This window comes from Prauserella shujinwangii (assembly GCF_003001955.1).
Lineage (GTDB): Bacteria > Actinomycetota > Actinomycetes > Mycobacteriales > Pseudonocardiaceae > Qaidamihabitans > Qaidamihabitans shujinwangii.
This window is the reverse complement of record NZ_PVNH01000002.1, coordinates 266,044-286,865: the sequence shown is the minus strand read 5'-3', so window position 1 is coordinate 286,865 and position 20,822 is coordinate 266,044. Positions and strand designations below refer to the sequence as shown.

Below are 20,822 nucleotides of genomic sequence, written 5' to 3'. Positions count from 1 at the left end.
AACCTGTTCTAGTCTTCGGTGGGTGGACGCCACGTACGAGCTGACTCATCTCCGCGCACTCGAGGCCGAGGCCGTGCACGTCTTCCGTGAGGTGGCCGCGACCTTCGAGCGTCCTGTCCTGCTGTTCTCGGCGGGCAAGGACTCCGTGCTCATGCTGCATCTCGCGGTCCGCGCCTTCTGGCCAGCGCCGCTGCCGTTCCCGGTCCTGCACATCGACACCGGGCACAACTTCGACGAGGTCATCTCCTTCCGTGACCGGGTGGCCGAGGAACTCGGTGTCCGGCTGCTGGTGGCGAGCGTGCAGGACGACATCGACGCAGGCCGGGTGGTCGAGGAGACCGGCCCTCGAGCGAGTCGTAACCGGCTGCAGACCACCACGCTGCTGCGCGCGATCAACGAGAACTCGTTCGACGCCGTGTTCGGCGGGGCCCGGCGCGACGAGGAGAAGGCCCGCGCCAAGGAGCGCGTGTTCAGCTTCCGCGACGAGTTCGGCCGCTGGGATCCGCGCAGGCAGCGGCCCGAGCTGTGGAACATCTACAACGGGCGCTGCCGCAAGGGCGAGCACATCCGGGTCTTCCCGCTGTCCAACTGGACCGAGCTGGACGTGTGGGAATACGTGCTGAACGAGAACATCGAGCTGCCGCCGATCTACTACGCGCACCGCCGCGAGGTCGTGCAGCGCGACGGGATGCTGCTCGCGCACACCCGGCACCTGACGCTGCTCGACGGCGAGGAGCCGTACGAGGCGCAGGTCAGGTTCCGTACGGTCGGCGACGCCACCTGCACCGGCTGCGTCGAGTCGACGGCGGCCAGCCCCGCCGAGGTGGTCGCCGAGGTGGCCGCCACGCGCGTGTCCGAGCGGGGCGCGACGCGCGCGGACGACCGGATCTCCGAGTCCGGCATGGAAGACCGTAAGCGAGAAGGGTATTTCTAGTGCCCCAACTGTTGCGGCTGGCCACCGCCGGAAGCGTCGACGACGGCAAGTCCACGCTCATCGGCAGGTTGCTCTACGACTCGAAGTCGCTGTTCACCGACCACCTCGCGGCCATCGAGCGCGGTGCGGCGCCCGACCTCGCGCTGCTCACCGACGGTCTGCGTGCCGAGCGCGAGCAGGGCATCACGATCGACGTCGCGCACCGCTACTTCGCCACGCCCCGGCGCAAGTTCATCATCGCGGACACGCCCGGCCACGTGCAGTACACGCGCAACATGGTCACCGGCGCGTCCACGTCGGACCTCGCGCTGGTGCTCATCGACGCGCGCAAGGGCGTGCTCGAACAGTCGCGCAGGCACGCCTTCCTGGCCAGCCTCCTCGGCATCCCGCACCTCGTGCTCTGCGTGAACAAGATGGACCTCGTCGACTGGTCGCAGGAGCGGTTCGACGAGATCCGCGAGGAGTTCCGGCAGTTCGCGATGAAGCTGGACGTGCCGGACCTGACGTTCGTCCCGATCTCCGCGCTGCACGGGGACAACATCGTCCACCGCAGCGCCAACATGCCGTGGTACGAGGGCACGTCGCTGCTGCACCACCTGGAGGAGGTGCACATCGCCTCCGACCGCAACCTCATCGACGCGCGGCTGCCGGTGCAGTACGTCATCCGCAGCCAGGGTGAGCGGGACTTCCGCGGGTACGCGGGATCGGTCGCGGGCGGCGTGTTCAAGCCGGGCGACGAGGTGACCGTGCTGCCGTCCGGCTTCACCACCACGGTCAGGGCCATCTGGGGACCCGGCGGCACCGAGCTGGCCGAGGCGTTCCCCCCGCAGGCCGTCACCGTGCAGCTCGCCGACGAGCTCGACGTCGCACGCGGCGACGTGCTGTGCCGTCCCGGCAACCGGCCGCACATCGCTTCGGACGTCGACGCGATGGTGTGCTGGTTCAGCGAGACCGGCACGCTGACCCCCGGCTCGCGGTACCTGGTGCAGCACACCACCCGATCGGTCAAGGCGCAGGTGTCCGAGCTGGACTACCGGCTCGATGTCAACACCCTGCACCGCGACGAGAACGCCGCGGCGCTGACGCTCAACGAGATCGGCCGCATCCGGCTGCGCACCCACGAGCCGCTGCTGTTCGACCCGTACAAGCGCAACCGGCACACCGGCAGCTTCATCCTCGTCGACGAGGCCAGCGGCCACACCGTCGCGGCGGGCATGATCACCGGCGCGCACCGGCCCGCCACCAACGTGGTCTGGCACCGCACGTCGGTCACCAGGGAGCAGCGCGCCACCGAGGGCGCCACCGTGTGGATCACCGGGCTGTCCGCCTCCGGCAAGTCGACGATCGCCGCCGAACTGGAACGCAGGCTGGTGGCCGAGGGCAGGCCGGCGTACCTGCTCGACGGGGACAACCTGCGGCACGGACTCAACTCCGACCTCGGTTTCAGCTCGGCCGACCGGGCGGAGAACGTGCGGCGCACGGGCGAGGTCGCCCGCCTGTTCGCGGACTCCGGCGTGATCGCGATCGTGTCGCTGATCAGCCCCTACCGGGCCGACCGCGACCGCGTGCGCGCGGCGCACGCCGACGCCGGGCTGCCGTTCGTCGAGGTCTTCGTGGACACCCCGCTGGAGCTGTGCGAGAGCCGTGACCCCAAGGGCCTCTACGCCCGTGCCCGGCGTGGCGAGATCACCGGCTTCACCGGGATCGACGACCCGTACGAGGCGCCGTCCTCGCCGGACGTGGTGCTGCGGCCCGCGGAGAGCGACCCCGCCGCGATGGTCTCCGAGATCCTTGCTTTCCTGGACCGGTGACCACAGACACGCGACTCGCCGCCCGGCTCGCCGACGAGGCCGGGCAACTGCTGCTGCGCATCCGGGCCGAGGACGGCCCGAACGGTGATCCCCGGGCGCTCGGCAGGCGGGGTGACGCCGAGTCCAACGCGCTGCTGCTCGACCGGCTCGCGCGGGAGCGGCCGGGGGACGCCGTGCTGTCCGAGGAGTCGGCCGACGACCGGGCCCGCCTCGACGCCGACCGGGTGTGGATCGTCGACCCGCTCGACGGCACCCGCGAGTACGGCATGCCCGGCAGGCACGACTGGGCGGTGCACGTCGCGCTGTGGGAGCGCGGCCGGGGGGTCACCGGCATCACCGCGGCCGCGGTCGCGCAGCCGTCCCGCCAGGCCGTGTACGCCTCCGACGACGTCACGCCGCCGCCCGCGCGCACGGGGCGGCCCCGCGTCGTCGTGAGCGACACCCGGCCGCCCGGCTTCGCGGCGCCGGTGGCCGAAGCCGTCGGCGCCGAGCTGGTGCCCATGGGGTCGGCCGGGGCCAAGGCCATGGCGGTTCTGCGCGGGGAGGCCGACGCGTACCTGCACGCGGGTGGCCAGTACGAATGGGACTCCGCCGCGCCGGTCGGCGTCGTGCTGGCCGCGGGCCTGCACGCCTCCCGCGTCGACGGCTCCCCGCTGCGCTACAACGAGCCGCACCCGTACCTGCCCGACCTGCTGATCTGCGGGCCGGAGCTGGCCGAAAAGCTGCTCGCCGCGATCGCGACCGAGAGGAGCCGCAGTGGGAGTGAACCAGCGGGCGCAGATCCGGATGACCGATGAGGAGATCGCCTCGTTCGTCGAGCGCAGCCGCACGGCGACCCTGTCGACGCTCGGTCCGCGCGGGTTCCCGCACTCCGTCGCCATGTGGTACGCCGTGGTGGACGGGCTGATCTGGTTCGAGACCAAGGCCAAGTCGCAGAAGGTGCGGAACCTGCGCCGCGACGACCGGCTGACCTGCCTCATCGAGGACGGCCGCACCTACGACGAGCTGCGTGGCGTCTCGATCGAGGGGCGCGGGGTGATCAGCGAGGACCCCGACGACGTCTGGCGCGTCGGGGTCAGCGTGTGGGAGCGCTACAACGGCCCCTACACCGACGAGGTCAAGCCCATGGTCGAGTTCATGATGCGGAAGCGGGTCGTGGTGCGCGTCGAGCCGGAGCGGGTCCGGTCGTGGGATCACCGCAAGCTCGGCCTCGACCCGATGCCCCTCGCCGGCACGACCGCGCAGTACCTCGCGTGAGCGGACCGCGACGCGGCGGCGCGAACCGCCTCGATCAGGGGTGGTGGCCGGGCGACGGCCGGGCCTGACAACGTTTCTCACGCACGAGCGTTTCCGTAGCGGGTGGCGATCGCGGTGGCGCGGTCACGCAGCGCGGTGCGCAGCGGCTCCGGGCTCAAGGCTTCCGCATCCGTGCCGAGCTGCCACAGCGCCCACTCGGCGTGTCGGAGGTCTTGGAACGTCGCCTCGAGCCGCAGCCAGCCGGCCGTGTCGGGTTCCGCGGCGCGGACGGCGACCGCGGTGCCCAGCAGCTCCTCCCGCCGCTCCGGGTTCACCCGGATCAGCGTGGCGACGTGGTCGCTGGACAGAAACCGCGCGCAGCGTTCCCGCCATATCCGGTCCAGGTCGACCTGGTGCGGTCGCTGTGCCGGTTCGGGGAGTCCCTCGGCGGCCGAGACCCGCGACAGCCGGTAGGTGCGGTCCGCGCCGGATCTCGTGGCCAGCAGGTATCCCCGGTCGCGTACGGTGACCAGTCCGATCGGGTCCACCGTGCGCCACTGTGGCCGCTGGCCCGTGGCCGCGTAGTGGATGCGCAGCCGGTGTCCGCCGAGCACCGCGCGCCGGATCTCGGTCATCGTCGTGCCGGGGACCTCTTCGGTGACCAGTCGGCGGGAGAGCAGGTCGGTCTCCGGCTCGACGAGGATTCGCTGAGCCGCGTCACGCACGGTGGCCCGGTGACTCTCGGGCAGCGCGTCAACCACCTTGCGCATGGCCGACGCCAGCGCCGAGCCGAGGCCGAACACCTGCTCGCCGCGCCCCGATCCGGCGGTCAGCAAGGCAAGCGCCTCGTCGTGGTTCAGTCCGGTGAGCTCGGTCCGGAAACCGGGCAACAACGCGAACCCGCCGTGGCGGCCGCGTTCGGCGTAGACCGGGACGCCTGCCGCGGACAACGCCTCGATGTCGCGCAGCACGGTACGGGTCGACACCTCCAGCTCGCGGGCCAGCGCGTCCGCGGTCAGCCGACCGCGCTGACGCAGCAGCAGCACCAGCGAGACCAACCGGTCTGCGCGCATTCGGGAACCTTATCCGAATACATGACCGAGGATGTCGTGATTCGTCGCGAGGCTCGTCGGCACGCCGTCAGAGATGACGACTACCGAGCCGACGGGCGTACGCACCGTCAACGAATCGAATGGACCTGATGTGGCGATGGAACGAACGGCAGTCAACCCGGTGACGTGGTCGGTGGAGAGGGGATTCAACCAGGGGGAGCTCGTCGCCGGGCACACCCGTACCCTGTACTGCTCCGGACAGACCGCGATGAGCGGCGAGGGGGAGCCCCGGCATGACGGCGACATGGCCGCACAGCTGGAGCTGAGCCTCGACAACCTGGAGGCCGTGCTCGGCGAGGCCGGCATGTCGCTGGCGAACCTCGTCCGGCTCAACGTCTACACCACCGACATCGACCTGCTGTTCCCGCACTACGGTGTGCTGGCATCGCGGTTGGGCGCCGCGGGGGTGGCACCAGCCACCACGATGCTCGGGGTGACCCGGCTGGCGATCCCCGGCCAGATGGTCGAACTCGAGGGAACCGCGGTCGCGTGACCAGGCGCGGATCGCCTGCGAGATCTCGTGGCCTGCGACCGCTCGTTGATCGCTCAGCGAGGGACGAACTGGATACCGGGCCGAACCGGATCGCATCCGGTGGCCGCTGAGAAAGCGGGTGGGGCGCCCGGAAGGGTGCCCCACCCGCTTTCGTCGCCCGGATCGCTCAGTGCCCGGATTCGACGACACACACGTCCGGTGCCTTGTTGGCCGCCGACGTCGGAGCGCCAGGGGACAGCAGCGGCAGGCCGATGCCGTTGAGGGCGTCCGTGGCCTGCACGCCGAGCACGTTCACCTTGTTGTCGCACACGCCGACGTTGTTGTCGTTGAGGACGTCGTTCACGTTGACCAGCCCGATCTGACCGGTGCCGGGGTGGCCGCCATGGCCCCACTTGTCGCCGTCGTGGTGGCCACCACCCGCGAAGGCCGGCGAACCGATCATGAGCACTCCGGCGGAAGCTGCGGCAACGAAAGCGGCTTTCTTGAGCACGATGTCTTTCCAATCGAGCGTCGGTTCCGGTTTGTTTTGGCGGCGGAGTCCGTGTCCGCCGACGAATCAAAAGCTAGCAACGGAAAAGCCGTCCCGGCGAATGCGCGCATCGCGCGTTGACGGTCACCCGAGTCGGGGATTGGTTCGCGCCGCCTGCCGTGAGCGGATCGCTGGAGTGGGGTTGTGTACAGGAAGAAAGCGGAATGTCCGGATCGGTCGCGGTTCGGGACGGCGCACCGAGAGTCCGCACCGTTCCCCGCTGGATTCCCTTTTCAAACCACCTGCCCCGGTGTCGTGAAAAATACGTTCTGTAATTGACCGCAACCATCTGAATTGGCACGATGGAATGAATGCCGCCGACCCCGGCGTCGACCGAAAGGTGAGCTATGGCCCTGGTGTCCGATGTGCTCGACTGGCTGCGCTCGCTGCCGCCCGCGGCCCTGCTGGCGGGCGCGGGAGCGCTCGTCTTCGGCGAGACGACGCTCGGGCTCGGCTTCGTCGCGCCCGGTGAGACCGGCCTGTTCATCCTCGGCACCACAGCCACCTCCGCGTGGCGGTTCCTGCTCATGTGGCTGGTCACCACGCTGTGCGCGGTCGCCGGTTACTCGGTCGGCTACCTGATCGGCCGGAAGCTGGGTCCGCGGCTACGCCGCACGAAGGTCGTCCGGCGGCACGGCGACGGGTGGGACCGCGCACTGGACCAGCTGCGCAGGCGTGGCGCGTGGGCGGTGTTCGTCGGCATCTTCCTGCCGGTGCTGCGCACGCTCATGCCCGCCGCCGCGGGCGCCTCGCGCCTGCCGTACCGCAAGTTCCTGCCCGTCGCGTTCCTCGGCGGGGCCGCGTGGTGCGCGCTGCACATCGGGATCGGCGCGGCCGCGGGCGAGGCGGCGCGCCAGCTCGAGAACGCGGTGGGGGTCGGCAGCTGGATCGTGCTCGCGCTGGTCGTGCTCGTGGCAGGCTCCGTTTACCTGGTCAGGCGGCGGCGGGCGCGGCACTGACCACGTTCGTCGTTCACGAGCCGGACACGGCGTCCAGCACCTGCCTGCCGTACTTGGCGAGTTTGTTCTCCCCGACGCCGCTCACCGTGCCCAGCTGCGTCAGGCTGGTTGGCGACTCGGCCGCGATCTGCCGCAGGGTGGCGTCGTGGAAGATCACGTACGCGGGCACGCCCTGCTCCTTCGCGGTCGCCGCGCGCCAGGCCCGTAGCCGCTCGAAGACGGGGGCCGCGTGCTCCGGCAGTTCGGTGGCCGCCGCACGTTTCGGCTTGGCCGCCCGGATGGTGCGTTCCGGCTCGCGGCGGAGCATCACCTTGCGGCCCTGGTACAGCACCTCGTCGCTGGCTTCCGTGGTGACCAGCGTGCCGTAGTCGCCCTCGACGGCGAGCAGACCCTGGGCGAGCAACTGCCGCACGACGCCGCGCCACTCGCCGTCCCGCAGGTCCGCACCCACCCCGAACACCGAGAGCTCATCGTGCCGGTGCTGGGTCACCTTGGTCGTCCGCTTGCCGAGCAGGATGTCGACGATCTGGCCGGTGCCGAACTTCTGCCCCCGCTCGCGGCGCAGCCGTACCACGGTCGACAGGAGCTTCTGGGCGGCCACGGTGCCGTCCCACGACTCGGGCGGGGCCAGGCACGTGTCGCAGTTGCCGCACGGCGACGCGCTCTGTCCGAAGTAGGCGAGCAGCTGCACGCGGCGGCATTCGACGGTCTCGCACAGCGCGAGCATCGCGTCGAGGTGCGCGCCGAGCTTCCGCCGGTGCGCGGTGTCGCCCTCGGAGGCGTCGATGAGCTTGCGCTGCTGCACGACGTCCTGCAGCCCGTACGCCAGCCAGGCCGTGGACGGGAGCCCGTCCCGGCCCGCGCGGCCGGTCTCCTGGTAGTAGCCCTCGACGGACTTCGGCAGGTCCAGGTGAGCCACGAACCGGACGTCCGGCTTGTCGATCCCCATACCGAACGCGATCGTGGCGACCACGATCAGCCCGTCCTCGCGGAGGAACCGCGCCTGGTGTGCCGAGCGGGTGGCCGCATCGAGCCCGGCGTGGTACGGCACGGCGTCGAACCCGCTGCGCACCAGGAACTCCGCGGTCTCCTCGACCGACTTGCGCGACAGGCAGTACACGATGCCCGCGTCGCCGGAGTGTTCGGTGCGCAGCAGCTCCAGCAGCTGCTTGCGTGGTTCGTTCTTCGGGACGATCCGGTACTGGATGTTCGGCCGGTCGAAGCTGGCGACGAAGTGGCGGGCGTCCTCGAGGCCCAGCCGCGCGGCGATCTCGGCGTGGGTGGCCTTGGTGGCCGTGGCCGTCAGCGCGATGCGCGGTACGTCCGGCCAGCGCTCGTGCAGCTCCGACAGCGCGAGGTAGTCGGGCCGGAAGTCGTGCCCCCACTGCGCCACGCAGTGCGCCTCGTCGATCGCGAACAGCGCCACCGTGCCCCGGTCGAGCAGCCGCAGCGCCGACTCCGAGCGCAGCCGTTCCGGCGCCAGGTACAGCAGGTCCAGCTCACCCGCCAGGAACTCGGCCTCCACGAGCCTGCGCTCGTCGGGGTCCTGTGTCGAGTTGAGGAACCCGGCGCGGACTCCGAGCGCCCGCAGCGCGTCGACCTGGTCCTGCATCAGCGCGATGAGGGGGGAGATGACGACGCCCACGCCGTCGCGGACCAGGGCGGGGATCTGGTAGCACAGCGACTTGCCACCGCCGGTCGGCATCAGCACCAGCGCGTCGCCGCCCGCGGAGACGTGGTCGACGATCTCCCGCTGCCCCTCGCGGAAGGAGTCGTATCCGAAGACCCGGTTCAGCACGCCCAGCGTTTCGGCCGAAGTCATCGGGCGATCCTACGAGAAGCCGCGCCCGGACCGGTCAACTCGGGTTCGCGAGCGCCCGTGCCTGCCGCAACCAGCCGGTGAACAGCTCCCCGTCGATGTCGGCGACGTCGGCGAGCTTGACGCCGGCCATCTCGCGGGCGCCGGGCTCCAGCCTGCCGGAGGGGTCCGCGACGGCCTGGCCGTGCCACAACCCGAACGTCACGGACGAGGAGTAGGCCTTGAGCAGGCAGATCGGGGCGGCCCCCGGCTTCGGCCCGGTGCCCCACACGGGATGCCCGTGCCAGAGGGCGCCCGGTGCGTCCGGCAGCGCGGCCTCGATGATCGGCACCAGCTTCCCGGCGACCTCCCGCAGCGGGCTGTCGAGGGCGGTGACGTACTCGGCGACGGTGGTGTGCCTGGGCATGGCGGTGTCCTCTCAGTGGGCGCCGAAGAACTCGGCGAGGGCGGGGGCGAGCGCGGTGGGCTTCACCATGTGGGTCTGGCCGGGCAGGGTGTCGTAGCGGGCGGTGGGCAGCACGTCGGCGAGCGCCCTGGTGCCGTTGCGGATCCAGGTGGGGCTCTTCCCGCCGTCCAGGACGAGCGTGGTTGCGGTCAGCGACGTCCAGCGGTCGGCCGGCAGCGGCCTGCCGGACTGCAGGTCGCCGATCACCTCGAAGTCGTACGGCAGCGTGTGCGCGACACCGGTGATCTTCCGCCAGGCGGGCAGGAACCGCATGAGAAAGATCGCGACCGCGGGTACCTGCACCACCCGCATGAACCGGCGTACGGCGTCCCCGCGCCGGCCTTCCGCGACCTCCCGGCGCAGCTCGGTGACCCACTCCGGGGGAACCGGGTCCCGCGTGTCGTCCACGATGAGCGGCGGCTCGTACAGCGCCAGCCCGCGGACCGGCAGCCCGGCGTTGGCGGCTTCCAGCGCGAGCACCGCACCCGACGAGATGCCGAACAGGTGCGCGGAGCCGCCCGCATCCTTGACGAGCGCCTCAATGTCCTCGATCTCGCGTCGCGGCGAGTAGGGCGCGGTGTCGCCGCTCTCCCCGCGACCCCGCCGGTCGTAGAGGTAGACCGTGAAGTCCTTCGCCAGCTGCTCGGCGAGTGGCCGCATCGGTCCCGAGTCGCGGTAGCACATGGCGCCGTCCACGAGGATCACCGGCTGGCCGTTGCCGGTGCGCTCGAACGCGATCCTGGTGCCGTCGGCCGAGGTGACGCTGCTCATGTCCGCTGTTCCCTTCCGTCGTGCCGCTCGAGCCAGGCCAGCCAGGCGCGTTCGGCCTCCTGTGTGTCTACAGTGGAGAAGTAGTGGTGTGCCGCGATCAGCGGGCCGCGGAAGCCCTTGAGGAAGCGGTACAGCGCGTCGGTGGTGCGGACGCCGAGCGTGTCCTCGTTGGCGAAGTACACGACGCCCTTCACCGGTGCGCCGCCGTCCGGGGAGAACCGCACGCGGTCGCCCTCGGTCACGGAGTCTTCGAGCCCGAGTCCCTGCCGTACCGCGGCCCAGGTGCGGGCCCAGTTCGTGACCGGTGGACCGAACACCGTCACCGGCACCGCGGTCCGGCCAGGGAAGTGGGTCAGGCAGGCGACGAGGGTGTGGAAGAACAGCGCGGTCCCGCGGGTCATGGCCTCGTACTCGTCCGCCCAGTCGTCCCCCGGCAGGAACCCGCTCGTCACCATGCGGAGCACGGTGCTGCCGCCCGCCCGGCCCTCGATGAGGAACTCGTAGGCGGCGAACCGGCCGTCCGGGGCGGGTACCGAGCCGTAGGCCAGCCTGCGCTCCGGCTCCCACGCGGTGACGGGCTGCTCCGGGGCGTAGCCACCGAAGACCGTGCGCACCGCGCCGCCCTCGCCGGGCTCGACCTCGGTGCGGCCCATGAACCAGGAGTCGATGCCCGGTCCCGTGGCGATCGCCTGCCACACCTGATCCGGGCTCGCCGGAAGCTCCGCTTCCGTTCTGATCTCGAACTCGTGCCCCATCGGCTCGCTCCCTTCCTCGACCGGAACGATGCCACCGAAAAACAAAGTTGTCAAGACAATCGGAGTCGTCGGTGTTCCCCGCCAGGGGGATCTCCGGGTTCCTCCCGATGCGCTCCGGCCGCGACGGCGGCATTGTGGAGGTATGACGACGAAGACACTGGCCAGGCCGAAGCGGAACCGCATGATCGCGGGCGTCTGCGCGGGGCTGGCCGAGCGCTGGGGCTGGAAGCCGAACACGGTCCGGCTGCTGTTCGTGCTCTCCTGCCTGCTGCCCGGCCCGCAGTTCATCCTCTACATCGCGCTCTGGCTGATCATGCCCGACCGCGACTACTGAGCCAGGGGGCCGGAAACTGTCCGGTTGCGGTCATGACCGGACAGGATCCGCCCTGGCTGTTGTCAGCGTGGTCCAGACCACTGGACACTGGTTCCCGCTTCGCCGTACGGCTGAGAAGGGAGCACGATGTCCAGACCAGCCCGCGCCCTCGTCGCCGGCCTCGCCGCGCTCGCGGCTGCCGTCGTCCCGGGGCCCGCCACCGCGGAACCCACGCCCGGCGGGGGGATGAACGCCGCCGCCACCACCTTCTTCGACGACTTCGAAGGACCGGCCGGCGCTCCGGTCGACAGTGCCAAGTGGCGGCACGAGATCGGCAACGGCAACGAAGGCTGGGGAAACCTCGAGCGCCAGTACTACACCGACGGCACGGACAACGCCGCGCTCGACGGCGACGGCAACCTCGTGATCACCGCGCGGGAGGAGAACCCCGCCGGTTACCAGTGCTGGTACGGCAGCTGCTGGTACACGTCGGCGAAGTTCAGCACGGCGCAGACGTTCACGCAGGCGTACGGTCACTTCGAGGCCCGGATGAAGCTGCCGGAGGGGCGCGGTATATGGCCCGCCTTCTGGATGCTCGGAGCCGACTTCGGCGACGTGGGGTGGCCGGACAGCGGCGAGATCGACATCATGGAGAACGTGGGCCACGAGCCGGGCACGGTCCACGGCACCCTGCACGGTCCCGGCTACTCGGGCCCGGACGGCATCGGCGCCGCGTACACGCTGCCCGGCGGCGAGCGGTTCTCCGACGGCTTCCACACGTTCGCGGTCGACTGGTCCCCGCAGCGCATCCAGTGGTCGGTCGACGGCAACGTCTACCAGGTCCGGACGCCTGCCGACCTCGGCGGGGACGAGTGGGTCTTCGACCACCCCTTCTACCTCATCCTGAACCTCGCCGTCGGCGGGCGGTGGCCGGGCGACCCGGACGGCAGCACGTCCTTCCCGCAACAGCTCGTGATCGACTACGTCCGCGTCACGGACGGCGCCACCTCGGGCGGGGGACAGCCGATCGTCGGACTGGCCGACAAGTGTGTCGACGTGGCGGGAGCGAGCACCGACAACGGCACCCCCGTGCAGCTGTACGAGTGCAACGGGACGGCCGCGCAGCGGTGGACGTTCGCCGCGGACGGCAGTGTGCGGGCGCTCGGCAAGTGCCTCGACGTCGCCGGTGCAGGCACCGCCGACGGCACTCCCGTGCAGCTGTACGAGTGCAACGGGACGGCCGCGCAACAGTGGGTGCACACCGCGGCGGGGGACATCGTCAACCCCCACGCCGACAAGTGCCTCGACGTCACGGGCGCCGATTCCGCCGACGGCACCCGGTTGCAGATCTGGACGTGCGCGGGCACGGCCAACCAGAAGTGGCGGGTGTGACGCCGGGGCCGGTCAGCTCAGCGCGGCCGGGTCGAGCAGCGCCTGGACGGTGACGAAGCCGGCCACGGCGAGCACGAACCAGGCGAACCAGCGGCGCAGGCGGGCGGCGTCCAGCCGCCCGCCGAACCGCGCCGCGAGCACGGCGGTGACCAGCGCCGTGCCGGTGAACGCCGCCACCACGCGCGGGTCCAGCTCCGGCACCGCGCTCGCGTGGGCGACCAGGCCGCCCGCCGCGTTGAGGGCGACGATGACCAGCGACGTCGCCACGGCCGCGGGCATCTCGAGGCCGAGCAGCAGCGCGAGGGCGGGCACGACGAGGAAGCCTCCGCCGACGCCGAACATCCCGGTGAGAAACCCGACCACGGCGCCGATCGCGAGGGACTTGGGCAGGCAGGCGCGCCAGTTCACCCGGCCGCCGGTGACCGTGCACGCACCCCGTGGCGTCGTGTCGCCGGTCAGCATGCGCACGGCGGCGGCGACCATCACGGCCGCGAACGCGAGCAGCAGGACCTGCGGGGAGAGCAGCCGGCCGAGCGCCGCGCCGCCGAACGACGCCGCGATGCCCGCCGCGCCGAACACCCCGGCCACCGGCCAGCGGATGACCCGCTGCCGCAGCCGGGGCAGCACGCTCACCGCCGCCGTGCTGCCGACGACGACCAGGGAGATCGGGATCGCCTGGTGGACCGGCTCGCCGAGGCCGTAGACCAGCGCCGGAACCGCGAGGATGGAACCGCCCGCGCCGAGCAGGCCGACCACGAAGCCGAGAAGGAGCCCGAGTCCGGCGGCGATCAGCATGCGTCGATGATACCCCCACGGGTATAGTTCAATCGTGTTCCGTGGGCGGGTGATCCGTGTTAGTGTCACCTCGTGACTGCCGGGTCGGCCGAGTGCCATGAGCGAGTGAGGTTCCCGGCCACGGCGTGATCGCCGGGCGGGGCAGGGGCCCGCCTTCCCGTTCTTCTCCAGCACCGAATCCGTTTTCGTCATGCCACTTTCCCGGAGAAGAACCTGATCATGCCTGTTGACTTCAACCAGCACGTCATCGCGGAGTTCCGCGCCAACAAGGGACGGGTCGGCGGCCCGTTCGAGGGCGCGCGACTGCTTCTGCTGACCACCACGGGGGCCAGGTCCGGCGCGCCGCACACGGTGCCGCTCGGTTACCTGCCCGACGGCGAAGGGCGGACCGTCGTCATCGGATCCGCGGGCGGGGCTCCGGCCCATCCCGCGTGGTTCCACAACATCCGCGCCAACCCGCGCGTCACCGTCGAGACCGGAGTGTTCACCTTCGAGGCGGATGCGGTGGTCCTGCGGGGAGCGGAACGCGACCAGGTCTTCGCGAGGGCGGCCGAGGCCGACTCCGGCTGGGCGGACTACGAGCGCAAGGCGGGGCGGCGGCTGCCCGTGGTGGTCCTGCGACCGGTGTCGGGGGTGCCGAACGCGAGTGCGTGGGGCGATGCGCTGAAGCTCGTCCACGACGCGTTCCGCCGCGAGCTCGCCCTGATCCGCGAGGAGATCGCGCGGTCCGGCCCCGGGCTGGGTTCCCAGCTGCGGATCAACTGCCTCACCGTGTGCCAGGGCCTGCATCACCACCACGCCAGCGAGGATGGGCAACTGCTGCCGTTTCTCGACGAACACCATCCCGAGCTCGCCGGAACCGTCGCGCGGCTGCGCCGGGAGCACGAGGCCATCGCGCTGCTGCTCGACGAGCTGGAGCGCGTCGTCTCGGCGGACGGTGCGGACCCGGCCGCCGTGCTGTCCGAAGTGGATCGCCTGGTCGCGGAACTGGAGGCCCACCTGGACTACGAGGAGCGGCTGGTCCCGGTGCTGAACGCGGTCCAGCCGTAGCCCTCAGTCGGTCTCGTCGGCGAAGTCGAAGCTCACCCACCGGTCCGGCCGCGCCCGGAACAGGACGAAGGTCGGCGAGCCGCCGGTCGCCTCGGCGACGGCCACGTCCCGCGCGACGTCGTCGGGCAGGTACCGGGACGTGATCGCGTGCACGTCCTCGACGCTGGGCGAGCGGTCCAGTGCGCGCAGGGTGCATTCCGCGGTCACGTACCGGTACGGCGGTTCCGGTCGCTGCACGCAGAAGCTCAGCCTGCGCTTGCGCTCCAGCAGCGCGGTCTTGCGCGCGGTGCGGCCCTGCGTGCCGGTGAAGAACGTCAGGTCCCCGCCGGGCCGGTAGTGATACCAGACGGGGACGGCGAGCGGTGGACGTTCGCCGTCGCGCTCGACGCAGAGCACGCCGATGTGGGGTTCGGCGAGGAACCGCTGGCTCTCCGCGACGGTGAGGGTCCTGGCCATGGTGGCCTCCGGCTCAGTAGGTTTCTTCAGGGAACTAGCGGAACGGTAACACGATGAGTTCCTTGAGGGAACCTTTGAGCTAGGCTGGGAGCATGCAGCGCACGCGGTTCGGAGACATGGCCTGCTCGATCGCGCGCACCCTGGACGTGATCGGGGAGCCGTGGTCGCCGTTGATCCTGCGGGACGTCTACGTGGGGCTCACCCGGTTCGACCAGCTGCAGCAGGATCTCGGGATCTCCCGCAAGGTGCTTGCCGAACGCCTCAAGTGGCTGGTCGAGAGCGGGGTGCTGGCGCGGCGGCAGTACTCGGAGCGGCCGCCCCGCTTCGAGTACACGCTCACCGACAAGGGCACCGAGCTGTGTGACCTGCTGCTCGTGATGGTCCGCTGGGGCGACCGGTGGCTGGCCGGCGAGGCGGGGCCACCGGTGCTGTACCGCCACCACGCCTGCGGGGAGATCGCGCACGTCGAGCCTTCGTGTTCCGCCTGCGGCGAGCCGATGCGCGCCACCGACGTCGACGTGCTGCCGGGGCCCGGCCACGCAGGCTGAGCGAGCCCCGACACGGCGCCCGTGCGGCGTGCTAGCGTCGAAGGGCCGGCGCTCGCCGGCCCGGACGAGCGCGTCGTACCCGGTCAGGACAAGACGACGCAGTGATGATCAGGCATCGGACATTGCTGCGGAGGGCCGGCGTGAACTGGATCGTGCTCGTGATTTCGGGATTCCTGGAGACCGTGTGGGCGGCGTCGCTGTCCGCCTCGCGTGGCTTCTCCCGCCCGGTGCCGAGCGTGGTGTTCGCCGGTTCCCTCGCGCTGAGCATGATCGGTCTCGCCTACGCCCTGCGCACGATTCCGGTCGGCACCGGATACGCCGTCTGGGTGGGCATCGGTGCGGTCGGCACCGCGCTGTACGGAATCGCGGCCGCCGGTGAGCCGGCGACGGTCGCCCGGATCACCTGCCTCGTCCTCATCGTCGCCGGTGTGGCCGGGCTCAAGGTGTTCTCCTGACCGGCGCGGAACGGCACCGGTGTTTCACTTGTCACCTGCGTTTTCGTCGAGATCTGTCCGTGATCTGTGACGCTGGGTATCTACGCTGCGTGTGTTCTTCCCGGCTTTGGCCTTGGCATTTTCATCCAGACAGGTAGTATCTGCCGCCAACGTCAGACAGTCCGTAGTCGCGCGAGGCGCGTGCGCTGGCGAAACGAGAGGTTCGGAGTGGCGACGAACGTGGCGGACAGCGCGAGGAGTTCGACCCGGCGGTATACGACCGTCGCCGAGCTGCTGGCCCGAGAGGGGGCCACGGCGCGGCGGCCCATGCCCAGACCGGACCTCGACGAGACGCCGCGCCAGTATCTTCCCGTCGCGGAACTGCTGCGCCGCGAGGGCATCGAGTTCGAGGGCGACGACAGCCCCACCGAGACGTTCGCGGCTGTCCCGGCCGGGCCGCCCGCGCCGCGCTCCCGTGCCGAGGCGCCCGTCCGTGCGGAGCCGCCGGAGCCCGCGGACAGGGGCCGGACCTCCGCGAAGGCCGCCACCTGGGGACGCGTCGTCCTGTTCGGGCTCACCGTCGCGGGCCTGGTCGCCTTCAAACCCGGGGTGGCTTCCACCCCGGTCGAGGAGGGACCGCGCGAGGCCGACCAGGCGCTCAGCGCGCCGCAGGGTGCGCAGCCGGGTCTGTCCGCGCAGCGCGACCGCAGCGGTGGCGGGTCGGCGCCGACCACCGCCGCGGGCAGCGTGCTGCTCAGCGAGACGACGGACCTGCAGGCGCCGCCCGCCGACTCCCGCGGCGGCACCGGCGGTGACTCCGGTGACTCCGGTGGCACAGGTGGCACCGGCACCTCGACCGGCAGCACGGGCCGGGCTGGCGGCACGGGCGGCGGCGACGGCGCGGACAGCGGCGCGCCCGCACCCACGACCGCGCCCCAGCCCACCACGACGCGTTCCCAGGAACCCGCGCCGACCACGCCTCCGGCGACCAGCCAGCCTTCGCCGACCACCACCAGCGAGCCCCGGAACGGCGGCGTCCTCGACCCGGTCCTCGACCCGGTGAACGGAGTGGTCAGCGGCGTTCTCGATCTCGGCGGCGGCCTCCTCGGCGGGTGACGGCCGGGCAGACCCGGGCTCAGGGAGTGGCGCGCAGCAGGGCACGGTAGCCGATCCCGGCGAGCAGTGCCGCCAGCACGAGCGGATACGTGGCGAACAGGTGTACCGCCGGCTCTTGGGCGAAGAACCGCCCGATGGCGGCCCACCAGTCCTGCCACGTGGCGAGCAGGACGAGGAGTACCGCGAGCACCCCGACGCCGATGCCCAGCGTGTACAAGCCCAGCTGGCCCCAGCGCTTGAACACGATCCCCACCAGCAGACCCAAGAACGACATGGCGATGAACGGCACCGTGTACACGGCGACCTGGGTGAGCGCGTTGCTCGTCGTGAGGAACGGCAGGGCGAAGAATCCCATGTCCAGCCCCCAGCCGCCGGTCGCGTCCTCCAGCAGGCGCAGCAGGAAGAGCAGCAGCCCGTAGCCGACCGACTGTCCGAGCACGACCAGGCACGTCGCCGCGAAGAAGATGCGCCGGGTGACACTCAGGCTCAGCGCGAACGGGAAGAACTGCGTGATCGTCTGCAGGTGCGCCACGAGCAGTACGATGTAGATGGAGATCATGCCCCCGGTCATGCGGTTCTCCGGCGACGCGCTGGTATCGATCACGCCGAAGATGGCAAGATTGGCCAGCAGCACCAGGGCGAGGATGACCAGCGGCATGCCGAGTACCATGGGACCGTTGGCGAGCTGGATCCTCACCACTCTCCACACGCGATTCATCACCGTTCTCCCTTTCCGTTCGTGGTGCCGACGAGCTCTCTTTCGCGTGCCTGCTGGGTGGTCCGGACGACGAGTTCCTGGAGCGAGACCGGCTCGACCTGTAGACCATCCACATCAGACTCAGGTCGCGGTCCCTCCAGTGTCACGCGCAGGAGCCCGCCGAGCTGCTCGCGATGCAGCTCGCGGTGGTGCCGGGCGAACGCCTCCACTGCGGACACCGGTCCGGTGACGGTGACGGCGCGCGAGCGCAACGTTTCGGCGTCCTCGTCCAGCAGGAGCTTGCCGCGGTCGATGAGCACGACGTCCTCGATCAGGTCGCTGACCTCGTCGATGAGGTGTGTCGAGAGCACGATCGTGCGCGGGTGTTCGGCGAAGTCGGTGAGCAGCCGGTCGTAGAACAGGCGCCGGGCCACGGCGTCGAGGCCGAGATACGGCTCGTCGAAGAACGTCAGCGGTGCCCGCGCCGCGAGCCCGATGATCACGCCGACCGCGGAGAGCTGGCCACGGGAGAGCTTCTTGATCCGGCGGTTGAGCGGGAGCGCGAACTCGTCGGCGAGTTCCGCGGCGAAGTCGGTGTCCCAGTTCGGGTACAGCAACTCGGCCGCGGCGAAGGCGTGCCGCGCCGCGAAGATGTCCGGGTACTTCTGCGACTCCCTGATGAAGCAGACCTTCCCGAGAACGTCGGTGTTCTCGTACGGGTGCTGACCGAACACCTCGACCTCGCCTGAGGTCTCGAAGTTCTGCCCGGTGAGGATCTGCATGATCGTGGTCTTGCCCGCGCCGTTGCGGCCGAGCAGTCCGTGGATCCGGTGCTCCGCCAGGTCGAGCGTGATCCCCGACAGCGCCGCCGTCCTGCCGTAGTGCTTGGTCACGTTCCGCATGCGCACCACGCTCATGGCTGGTCCTCCCGCCAGAAGTCGATCATCTTCTTCAGGTCCTCGGCGTCCATGCCCAGCTTGTGCGCCTCGGTGAGCAACGGGGCGATGTAGGTTCGCCCGAACGACTCCCTGCGGCGCTCCAGGAGCAGGTCGCGGGCACCGCGTGCCACGAACATCCCGATCCCCCTTCGCTTGTAGAGCAACCCGTCGGCGACGAGCCGGCTGATGCCGTTCGCCGCGGTCGCGGGATTGATCCGGTGGAACGCGGCCAGCTCGTTCGTCGACGGCACCCGGGTCTCCTCCGGCAGCGAGCCGTCGATGATCGCGTTCTCGATCTGTTCGGCGATCTGCAGGAACAGCGGCCTGCCGTCGTCCTTCATGACGGCCGGTTCCCCGGTTCATTAGTCATGTAGGTAACCATGGAGGTAGCGCGACCGCGCTGTCAAGTGCTGTTCCCGCGCGGGCAGGGAGCCGATAATGGGCGGCGGGAGGCGTGATGGCCGGCTGCACCGCGGAGGGCGAGGTGCGGATCGAGCTCCGCTGCCGGTTCCGGGTGCGAGTCGGCGACCGTGCGGTGGCGCCGGACCAGTGGCCGGGGCGCCGGTCGGCGGAGCTGGTGCAACTGCTCGCGCTCCAGCCTGGTCGTCAACTGCTGCGCGACCTGGTGATCGAGGCGCTGTGGCCGCACCTGAACGGCGCCGCGGGCGCGGCGAACCTGCGCAAGGCCGCCCACCACGCACGGCGGGCCCTCGGTGACGGCGACGCCGTCGTGCTGCGTGGCGGCCGGCCGAGGTAGCGGCCGAAGTGGACAGTGGGGATGCTGCTGCTGGACGTGCGGGAGACCGCCGAGGCGGTGAACGGGGTGATCCCGGCGGCGGTGTTGTTGCCGAGAGGCCTGCGGGAGCTGGTCGCCGACCCCGGGTCGCGGTGGCACCGGGATTGGTTCGACACCGGGCGCAGGGCGATCGTCTACCGCACCACCGGCTGCCGGTCGGCGCTGGCGGCGGCGAGCCTGCAGCGGCTCGGGGTGCTGCCTGCCGACTCCAGGGCGAACGGTGGCGCGCCCCCGAGGGGCACGGCAGGCGGGCCCGCGTCGAGCTGGTCCTGCCGGACGACAAGAGGCGGCTGGTGGTACGGGTCCTCGTCGGCGGGAGGTGGGCGGGAGACCTGCTCTTCGCGGTTCCCGGCGAGCGGGACGCGTTGCTCGGCGCGCTCGCCAGGGGAGCCCTCGACGTCGTCAGCCGCGCGCTGCCGCCCGCCGACTACGCGGGCCTGGAGCCTGCCCAGGCGCCGTGCTGATCCTGGCCGTGTCGGCGAACGCCCGGATCCGCCCGGTCTCCGCCGCGGTGCGCCACACCAGCGCCCACTCCGCATCCGGCGTGCCGCGAAACGGCACGTACGCGACGCCGGGCCGGGAGAAGTACTCCGCGCCGTGCGCGGCGAGCGGGCAGATGCCCTCGCCTGCGGCGATCGCCAGGAGGAGTTCCTGGAAGGTGCCGAACGTGCGGCCGCGGGCGATCGGCGTTCCGCCCGGGGTGTGCCACGGCGCGGAAGGGGGCTGCCAGTAGGCGGGTGCGGGACGGGCCGCGCGGAACACCGTGTCGCGGCCCAGGTCCTCCAGCGTGACGAAGTCCGCGCGCGCGAGGGGATGATGCGTGGCGACCGCGAGCACCATCCGTTCACTGTGGACTGTGGGGCCGACGGTCAGCTCGGGGTCCGAGACCGGGAGCAGCGTGACCAGCACGTCGGCGTCGCCGGTTCGCAGGGTTGAGAGGGGATCGGCGAATGGCGCCTCGTGGATACGGAGCTCACAGCCCCGATGGCGGCCGCGGAACGTGCCGAGCAGCTCGGAGAGCAACTCCGCGAGCGCGGGTGCCTCGAAGGCGATCCGGAGCGGGCCGTCGACGCCGCGACCCGCCGAGACGGCCCGTTCGATTCCGGTGCGGATCCGCTCGTAGGCGGGCCGGATGTCCGCCTCCAGCTGCCTGCCGATCGCGGTGAGGGCGACCCGGCGGCTGGTGCGGTCGAACAGCGGCGCGCCGATGCGGCGCTCCATCGACTTCACCGACTGGCTGACCCTGGCCTGGGAGACGTGCAGCCGCTCGGCGGTGCGGCCGAAGTGCAGCTCCTCGGCGAGGGCCAGGAAGATCTCGATGTCGCGCCGTTCCACGCTCTGCCCCCGATCGATAAGTCCGCGGTTATCGATTGTGCCACTTTCCCGCGTTGTTCCGGGTGTGCCCGCGGAGGAAGGTCGAGGT

At 70.9% G+C, this 20,822-nt stretch carries 26 protein-coding genes, 1 pseudogene and 1 riboswitch; of the genes and pseudogenes, 15 read left to right on the top strand and 12 right to left on the bottom strand.

Annotated elements, in window-relative coordinates; translation table 11 throughout:
* The first annotated feature begins 22 nt into the window (after window positions 1-22).
* The 4 genes from cysD to B0I33_RS04650 are packed head-to-tail and all read left to right on the top strand — an operon-like array spanning window position 23 to window position 4,002.
* Window positions 23-934 (top strand): sulfate adenylyltransferase subunit CysD, encoded by a 912-nt coding sequence (gene cysD, locus B0I33_RS04665; protein WP_106177276.1) that lies wholly within the window; start codon window positions 23-25, stop codon window positions 932-934.
* Window positions 934-2,745 carry an adenylyl-sulfate kinase gene (gene cysC / locus B0I33_RS04660; protein WP_106177275.1) on the top strand — a complete coding sequence of 604 codons (1,812 nt, stop codon included), beginning with the start codon at window positions 934-936 and terminating at the stop codon, window positions 2,743-2,745. Before cysD ends, cysC begins: the two co-directional genes overlap by 1 nt.
* Window positions 2,742-3,542: a 3'(2'),5'-bisphosphate nucleotidase CysQ gene (locus B0I33_RS04655; RefSeq protein ID WP_106177274.1), complete on the top strand. Its 801-nt coding sequence runs from the start codon at window positions 2,742-2,744 to the stop codon at window positions 3,540-3,542. Before cysC ends, B0I33_RS04655 begins: the two co-directional genes overlap by 4 nt.
* Complete coding sequence (locus tag B0I33_RS04650; protein ID WP_245900443.1) at window positions 3,532-4,002, top strand: pyridoxamine 5'-phosphate oxidase family protein; 471 nt, start codon at window positions 3,532-3,534, stop codon at window positions 4,000-4,002. Before B0I33_RS04655 ends, B0I33_RS04650 begins: the two co-directional genes overlap by 11 nt.
* Before the next feature lie 77 nt (window positions 4,003-4,079).
* On the opposite strand, the gene B0I33_RS04645 is transcribed toward B0I33_RS04650, so the two are convergent.
* Entirely contained in the window at window positions 4,080-5,054 is a 975-nt protein-coding gene (locus tag B0I33_RS04645) for a helix-turn-helix transcriptional regulator (RefSeq protein WP_106177272.1), read from the bottom strand.
* A 136-nt stretch (window positions 5,055-5,190) separates the two neighbouring features.
* Between B0I33_RS04645 and B0I33_RS04640 the strand changes: the two genes are divergently transcribed.
* On the top strand, window positions 5,191-5,586 hold the full coding sequence (locus B0I33_RS04640; RefSeq protein WP_106177271.1) for a RidA family protein: 396 nt from the start codon (window positions 5,191-5,193) through the stop codon (window positions 5,584-5,586).
* Between the two features lie 166 nt (window positions 5,587-5,752).
* Here the strand turns inward: B0I33_RS04640 and B0I33_RS04635 are convergent, their stop codons facing one another.
* Window positions 5,753-6,028: a hypothetical protein gene (locus B0I33_RS04635; RefSeq protein WP_425440438.1), complete on the bottom strand. Its 276-nt coding sequence runs from the start codon at window positions 6,026-6,028 to the stop codon at window positions 5,753-5,755.
* A gap of 434 nt (window positions 6,029-6,462) precedes the next feature.
* Between B0I33_RS04635 and B0I33_RS04630 the strand changes: the two genes are divergently transcribed.
* Window positions 6,463-7,074 (top strand): DedA family protein, encoded by a 612-nt coding sequence (locus B0I33_RS04630; RefSeq protein WP_106177269.1) that lies wholly within the window; start codon window positions 6,463-6,465, stop codon window positions 7,072-7,074.
* Between the two features lie 13 nt (window positions 7,075-7,087).
* Here B0I33_RS04630 and recQ read toward each other — a convergent pair whose 3' ends face one another.
* Genes recQ through B0I33_RS04610 form a run of 4 tightly spaced genes read right to left on the bottom strand, consistent with a single transcriptional unit; the run spans window position 7,088 to window position 10,864 of the window.
* Entirely contained in the window at window positions 7,088-8,896 is a 1,809-nt protein-coding gene (gene recQ, locus B0I33_RS04625) for a DNA helicase RecQ (protein ID WP_106177268.1), read from the bottom strand.
* Between the two features lie 34 nt (window positions 8,897-8,930).
* Complete coding sequence (locus B0I33_RS04620) at window positions 8,931-9,299, bottom strand: DUF1801 domain-containing protein (RefSeq protein WP_106177267.1); 369 nt, start codon at window positions 9,297-9,299, stop codon at window positions 8,931-8,933.
* Between the two features lie 12 nt (window positions 9,300-9,311).
* Complete coding sequence (locus B0I33_RS04615; protein ID WP_106177266.1) at window positions 9,312-10,109, bottom strand: alpha/beta fold hydrolase; 798 nt, start codon at window positions 10,107-10,109, stop codon at window positions 9,312-9,314.
* Window positions 10,106-10,864: an SRPBCC family protein gene (locus tag B0I33_RS04610; RefSeq protein WP_106177265.1), complete on the bottom strand. Its 759-nt coding sequence runs from the start codon at window positions 10,862-10,864 to the stop codon at window positions 10,106-10,108. The genes B0I33_RS04615 and B0I33_RS04610 overlap by 4 nt, the downstream gene beginning before the upstream one ends.
* Before the next feature lie 142 nt (window positions 10,865-11,006).
* Here B0I33_RS04610 and B0I33_RS04605 point away from each other — a divergent pair, with 142 nt between their 5' ends.
* Together B0I33_RS04605 and B0I33_RS04600 are read left to right on the top strand one after the other, a co-directional pair.
* The gene (locus B0I33_RS04605; protein WP_106177264.1) at window positions 11,007-11,198 is read left to right on the top strand and encodes a PspC domain-containing protein; all 192 of its coding nucleotides are present in this window, start codon (window positions 11,007-11,009) and stop codon (window positions 11,196-11,198) included.
* A gap of 126 nt (window positions 11,199-11,324) precedes the next feature.
* The gene (locus B0I33_RS04600; RefSeq protein ID WP_106177263.1) at window positions 11,325-12,569 is read left to right on the top strand and encodes a glycoside hydrolase family 16 protein; all 1,245 of its coding nucleotides are present in this window, start codon (window positions 11,325-11,327) and stop codon (window positions 12,567-12,569) included.
* Between the two features lie 12 nt (window positions 12,570-12,581).
* Here B0I33_RS04600 and B0I33_RS04595 read toward each other — a convergent pair whose 3' ends face one another.
* Complete coding sequence (locus B0I33_RS04595; protein ID WP_106177262.1) at window positions 12,582-13,364, bottom strand: sulfite exporter TauE/SafE family protein; 783 nt, start codon at window positions 13,362-13,364, stop codon at window positions 12,582-12,584.
* 219 nt (window positions 13,365-13,583) lie between these two features.
* On the opposite strand from B0I33_RS04595, the gene B0I33_RS04590 reads away from it, so the two are divergent.
* Window positions 13,584-14,414, top strand: coding sequence for a nitroreductase/quinone reductase family protein (locus B0I33_RS04590; protein ID WP_106177261.1), 831 nt, complete (start codon window positions 13,584-13,586; stop codon window positions 14,412-14,414).
* A 3-nt stretch (window positions 14,415-14,417) separates the two neighbouring features.
* Here B0I33_RS04590 and B0I33_RS04585 read toward each other — a convergent pair whose 3' ends face one another.
* Window positions 14,418-14,870, bottom strand: coding sequence for a pyridoxamine 5'-phosphate oxidase family protein (locus B0I33_RS04585; RefSeq protein ID WP_106177260.1), 453 nt, complete (start codon window positions 14,868-14,870; stop codon window positions 14,418-14,420).
* A gap of 92 nt (window positions 14,871-14,962) precedes the next feature.
* On the opposite strand from B0I33_RS04585, the gene B0I33_RS04580 reads away from it, so the two are divergent.
* From B0I33_RS04580 to B0I33_RS04570, 3 genes are all read left to right on the top strand, one after another.
* Entirely contained in the window at window positions 14,963-15,418 is a 456-nt protein-coding gene (locus B0I33_RS04580; protein ID WP_106177259.1) for a winged helix-turn-helix transcriptional regulator, read from the top strand.
* A gap of 39 nt (window positions 15,419-15,457) precedes the next feature.
* Window positions 15,458-15,521: riboswitch (guanidine-III (ykkC-III) riboswitch) on the top strand.
* A gap of 37 nt (window positions 15,522-15,558) precedes the next feature.
* Window positions 15,559-15,873, top strand: coding sequence for a DMT family transporter (locus tag B0I33_RS04575; protein WP_106177258.1), 315 nt, complete (start codon window positions 15,559-15,561; stop codon window positions 15,871-15,873).
* Between the two features lie 306 nt (window positions 15,874-16,179).
* The gene (locus B0I33_RS04570; RefSeq protein WP_146147455.1) at window positions 16,180-16,968 is read left to right on the top strand and encodes a hypothetical protein; all 789 of its coding nucleotides are present in this window, start codon (window positions 16,180-16,182) and stop codon (window positions 16,966-16,968) included.
* Window positions 16,969-16,987: 19 nt separating this feature from the next.
* Here the strand turns inward: B0I33_RS04570 and B0I33_RS04565 are convergent, their stop codons facing one another.
* From B0I33_RS04565 to B0I33_RS04555, 3 genes are read right to left on the bottom strand one after another with little or no spacing between them, the layout of a single operon-like run.
* Complete coding sequence (locus B0I33_RS04565) at window positions 16,988-17,665, bottom strand: hypothetical protein (protein WP_342750049.1); 678 nt, start codon at window positions 17,663-17,665, stop codon at window positions 16,988-16,990.
* 20 nt (window positions 17,666-17,685) lie between these two features.
* Window positions 17,686-18,582 (bottom strand): ATP-binding cassette domain-containing protein, encoded by an 897-nt coding sequence (locus B0I33_RS04560; RefSeq protein WP_106177255.1) that lies wholly within the window; start codon window positions 18,580-18,582, stop codon window positions 17,686-17,688.
* Window positions 18,579-18,944 (bottom strand): GntR family transcriptional regulator, encoded by a 366-nt coding sequence (locus B0I33_RS04555; RefSeq protein ID WP_106177254.1) that lies wholly within the window; start codon window positions 18,942-18,944, stop codon window positions 18,579-18,581. The genes B0I33_RS04560 and B0I33_RS04555 overlap by 4 nt, the downstream gene beginning before the upstream one ends.
* A 116-nt stretch (window positions 18,945-19,060) precedes the next feature.
* Between B0I33_RS04555 and B0I33_RS04550 the strand changes: the two genes are divergently transcribed.
* The 3 genes and pseudogenes from B0I33_RS04550 (at window position 19,061) to B0I33_RS29610 (ending at window position 19,863) form a co-directional block, all read left to right on the top strand.
* Window positions 19,061-19,360 (top strand): AfsR/SARP family transcriptional regulator, encoded by a 300-nt coding sequence (locus tag B0I33_RS04550; protein ID WP_106177253.1) that lies wholly within the window; start codon window positions 19,061-19,063, stop codon window positions 19,358-19,360.
* A gap of 21 nt (window positions 19,361-19,381) precedes the next feature.
* Window positions 19,382-19,531: pseudogene (locus tag B0I33_RS30865) on the top strand (rhodanese-like domain-containing protein); the annotation flags it as partial.
* Complete coding sequence (locus B0I33_RS29610; protein ID WP_146147454.1) at window positions 19,504-19,863, top strand: hypothetical protein; 360 nt, start codon at window positions 19,504-19,506, stop codon at window positions 19,861-19,863. The pseudogene B0I33_RS30865 and the gene B0I33_RS29610, both read left to right, overlap by 28 nt.
* On the opposite strand, the gene B0I33_RS04545 is transcribed toward B0I33_RS29610, so the two are convergent.
* Entirely contained in the window at window positions 19,802-20,734 is a 933-nt protein-coding gene (locus B0I33_RS04545) for a LysR family transcriptional regulator (protein WP_106177252.1), read from the bottom strand. The two genes, B0I33_RS29610 and B0I33_RS04545, sit on opposite strands and share 62 nt — an antisense overlap.
* Window positions 20,735-20,822: the final 88 nt, after the last annotated feature.

Excerpts from the sequence above, each read along its gene's own strand:
- B0I33_RS04650 (WP_245900443.1), top strand. The coding sequence starts at position 3,532 with ATGACCGATGAGGAGATCGCCTCGTTCGTCGAGCGCAGCCGCACGGCG.
- B0I33_RS04645 (WP_106177272.1), bottom strand. The coding sequence starts at position 5,054 with ATGCGCGCAGACCGGTTGGTCTCGCTGGTGCTGCTGCTGCGTCAGCGC.
- B0I33_RS04640 (WP_106177271.1), top strand. The coding sequence starts at position 5,191 with ATGGAACGAACGGCAGTCAACCCGGTGACGTGGTCGGTGGAGAGGGGA.
- B0I33_RS04635 (WP_425440438.1), bottom strand. The coding sequence starts at position 6,028 with ATGATCGGTTCGCCGGCCTTCGCGGGTGGTGGCCACCACGACGGCGAC.
- B0I33_RS04630 (WP_106177269.1), top strand. The coding sequence starts at position 6,463 with ATGGCCCTGGTGTCCGATGTGCTCGACTGGCTGCGCTCGCTGCCGCCC.
- recQ (WP_106177268.1), bottom strand. The coding sequence starts at position 8,896 with ATGACTTCGGCCGAAACGCTGGGCGTGCTGAACCGGGTCTTCGGATAC.
- B0I33_RS04620 (WP_106177267.1), bottom strand. The coding sequence starts at position 9,299 with ATGCCCAGGCACACCACCGTCGCCGAGTACGTCACCGCCCTCGACAGC.
- B0I33_RS04615 (WP_106177266.1), bottom strand. The coding sequence starts at position 10,109 with ATGAGCAGCGTCACCTCGGCCGACGGCACCAGGATCGCGTTCGAGCGC.
- B0I33_RS04610 (WP_106177265.1), bottom strand. The coding sequence starts at position 10,864 with ATGGGGCACGAGTTCGAGATCAGAACGGAAGCGGAGCTTCCGGCGAGC.
- B0I33_RS04605 (WP_106177264.1), top strand. The coding sequence starts at position 11,007 with ATGACGACGAAGACACTGGCCAGGCCGAAGCGGAACCGCATGATCGCG.
- B0I33_RS04600 (WP_106177263.1), top strand. The coding sequence starts at position 11,325 with ATGTCCAGACCAGCCCGCGCCCTCGTCGCCGGCCTCGCCGCGCTCGCG.
- B0I33_RS04595 (WP_106177262.1), bottom strand. The coding sequence starts at position 13,364 with ATGCTGATCGCCGCCGGACTCGGGCTCCTTCTCGGCTTCGTGGTCGGC.
- B0I33_RS04590 (WP_106177261.1), top strand. The coding sequence starts at position 13,584 with ATGCCTGTTGACTTCAACCAGCACGTCATCGCGGAGTTCCGCGCCAAC.
- B0I33_RS04585 (WP_106177260.1), bottom strand. The coding sequence starts at position 14,870 with ATGGCCAGGACCCTCACCGTCGCGGAGAGCCAGCGGTTCCTCGCCGAA.
- B0I33_RS04580 (WP_106177259.1), top strand. The coding sequence starts at position 14,963 with ATGCAGCGCACGCGGTTCGGAGACATGGCCTGCTCGATCGCGCGCACC.
- B0I33_RS04570 (WP_146147455.1), top strand. The coding sequence starts at position 16,180 with ATGCCCAGACCGGACCTCGACGAGACGCCGCGCCAGTATCTTCCCGTC.
- B0I33_RS04560 (WP_106177255.1), bottom strand. The coding sequence starts at position 18,582 with ATGAGCGTGGTGCGCATGCGGAACGTGACCAAGCACTACGGCAGGACG.
- B0I33_RS04555 (WP_106177254.1), bottom strand. The coding sequence starts at position 18,944 with ATGAAGGACGACGGCAGGCCGCTGTTCCTGCAGATCGCCGAACAGATC.
- B0I33_RS04550 (WP_106177253.1), top strand. The coding sequence starts at position 19,061 with ATGGCCGGCTGCACCGCGGAGGGCGAGGTGCGGATCGAGCTCCGCTGC.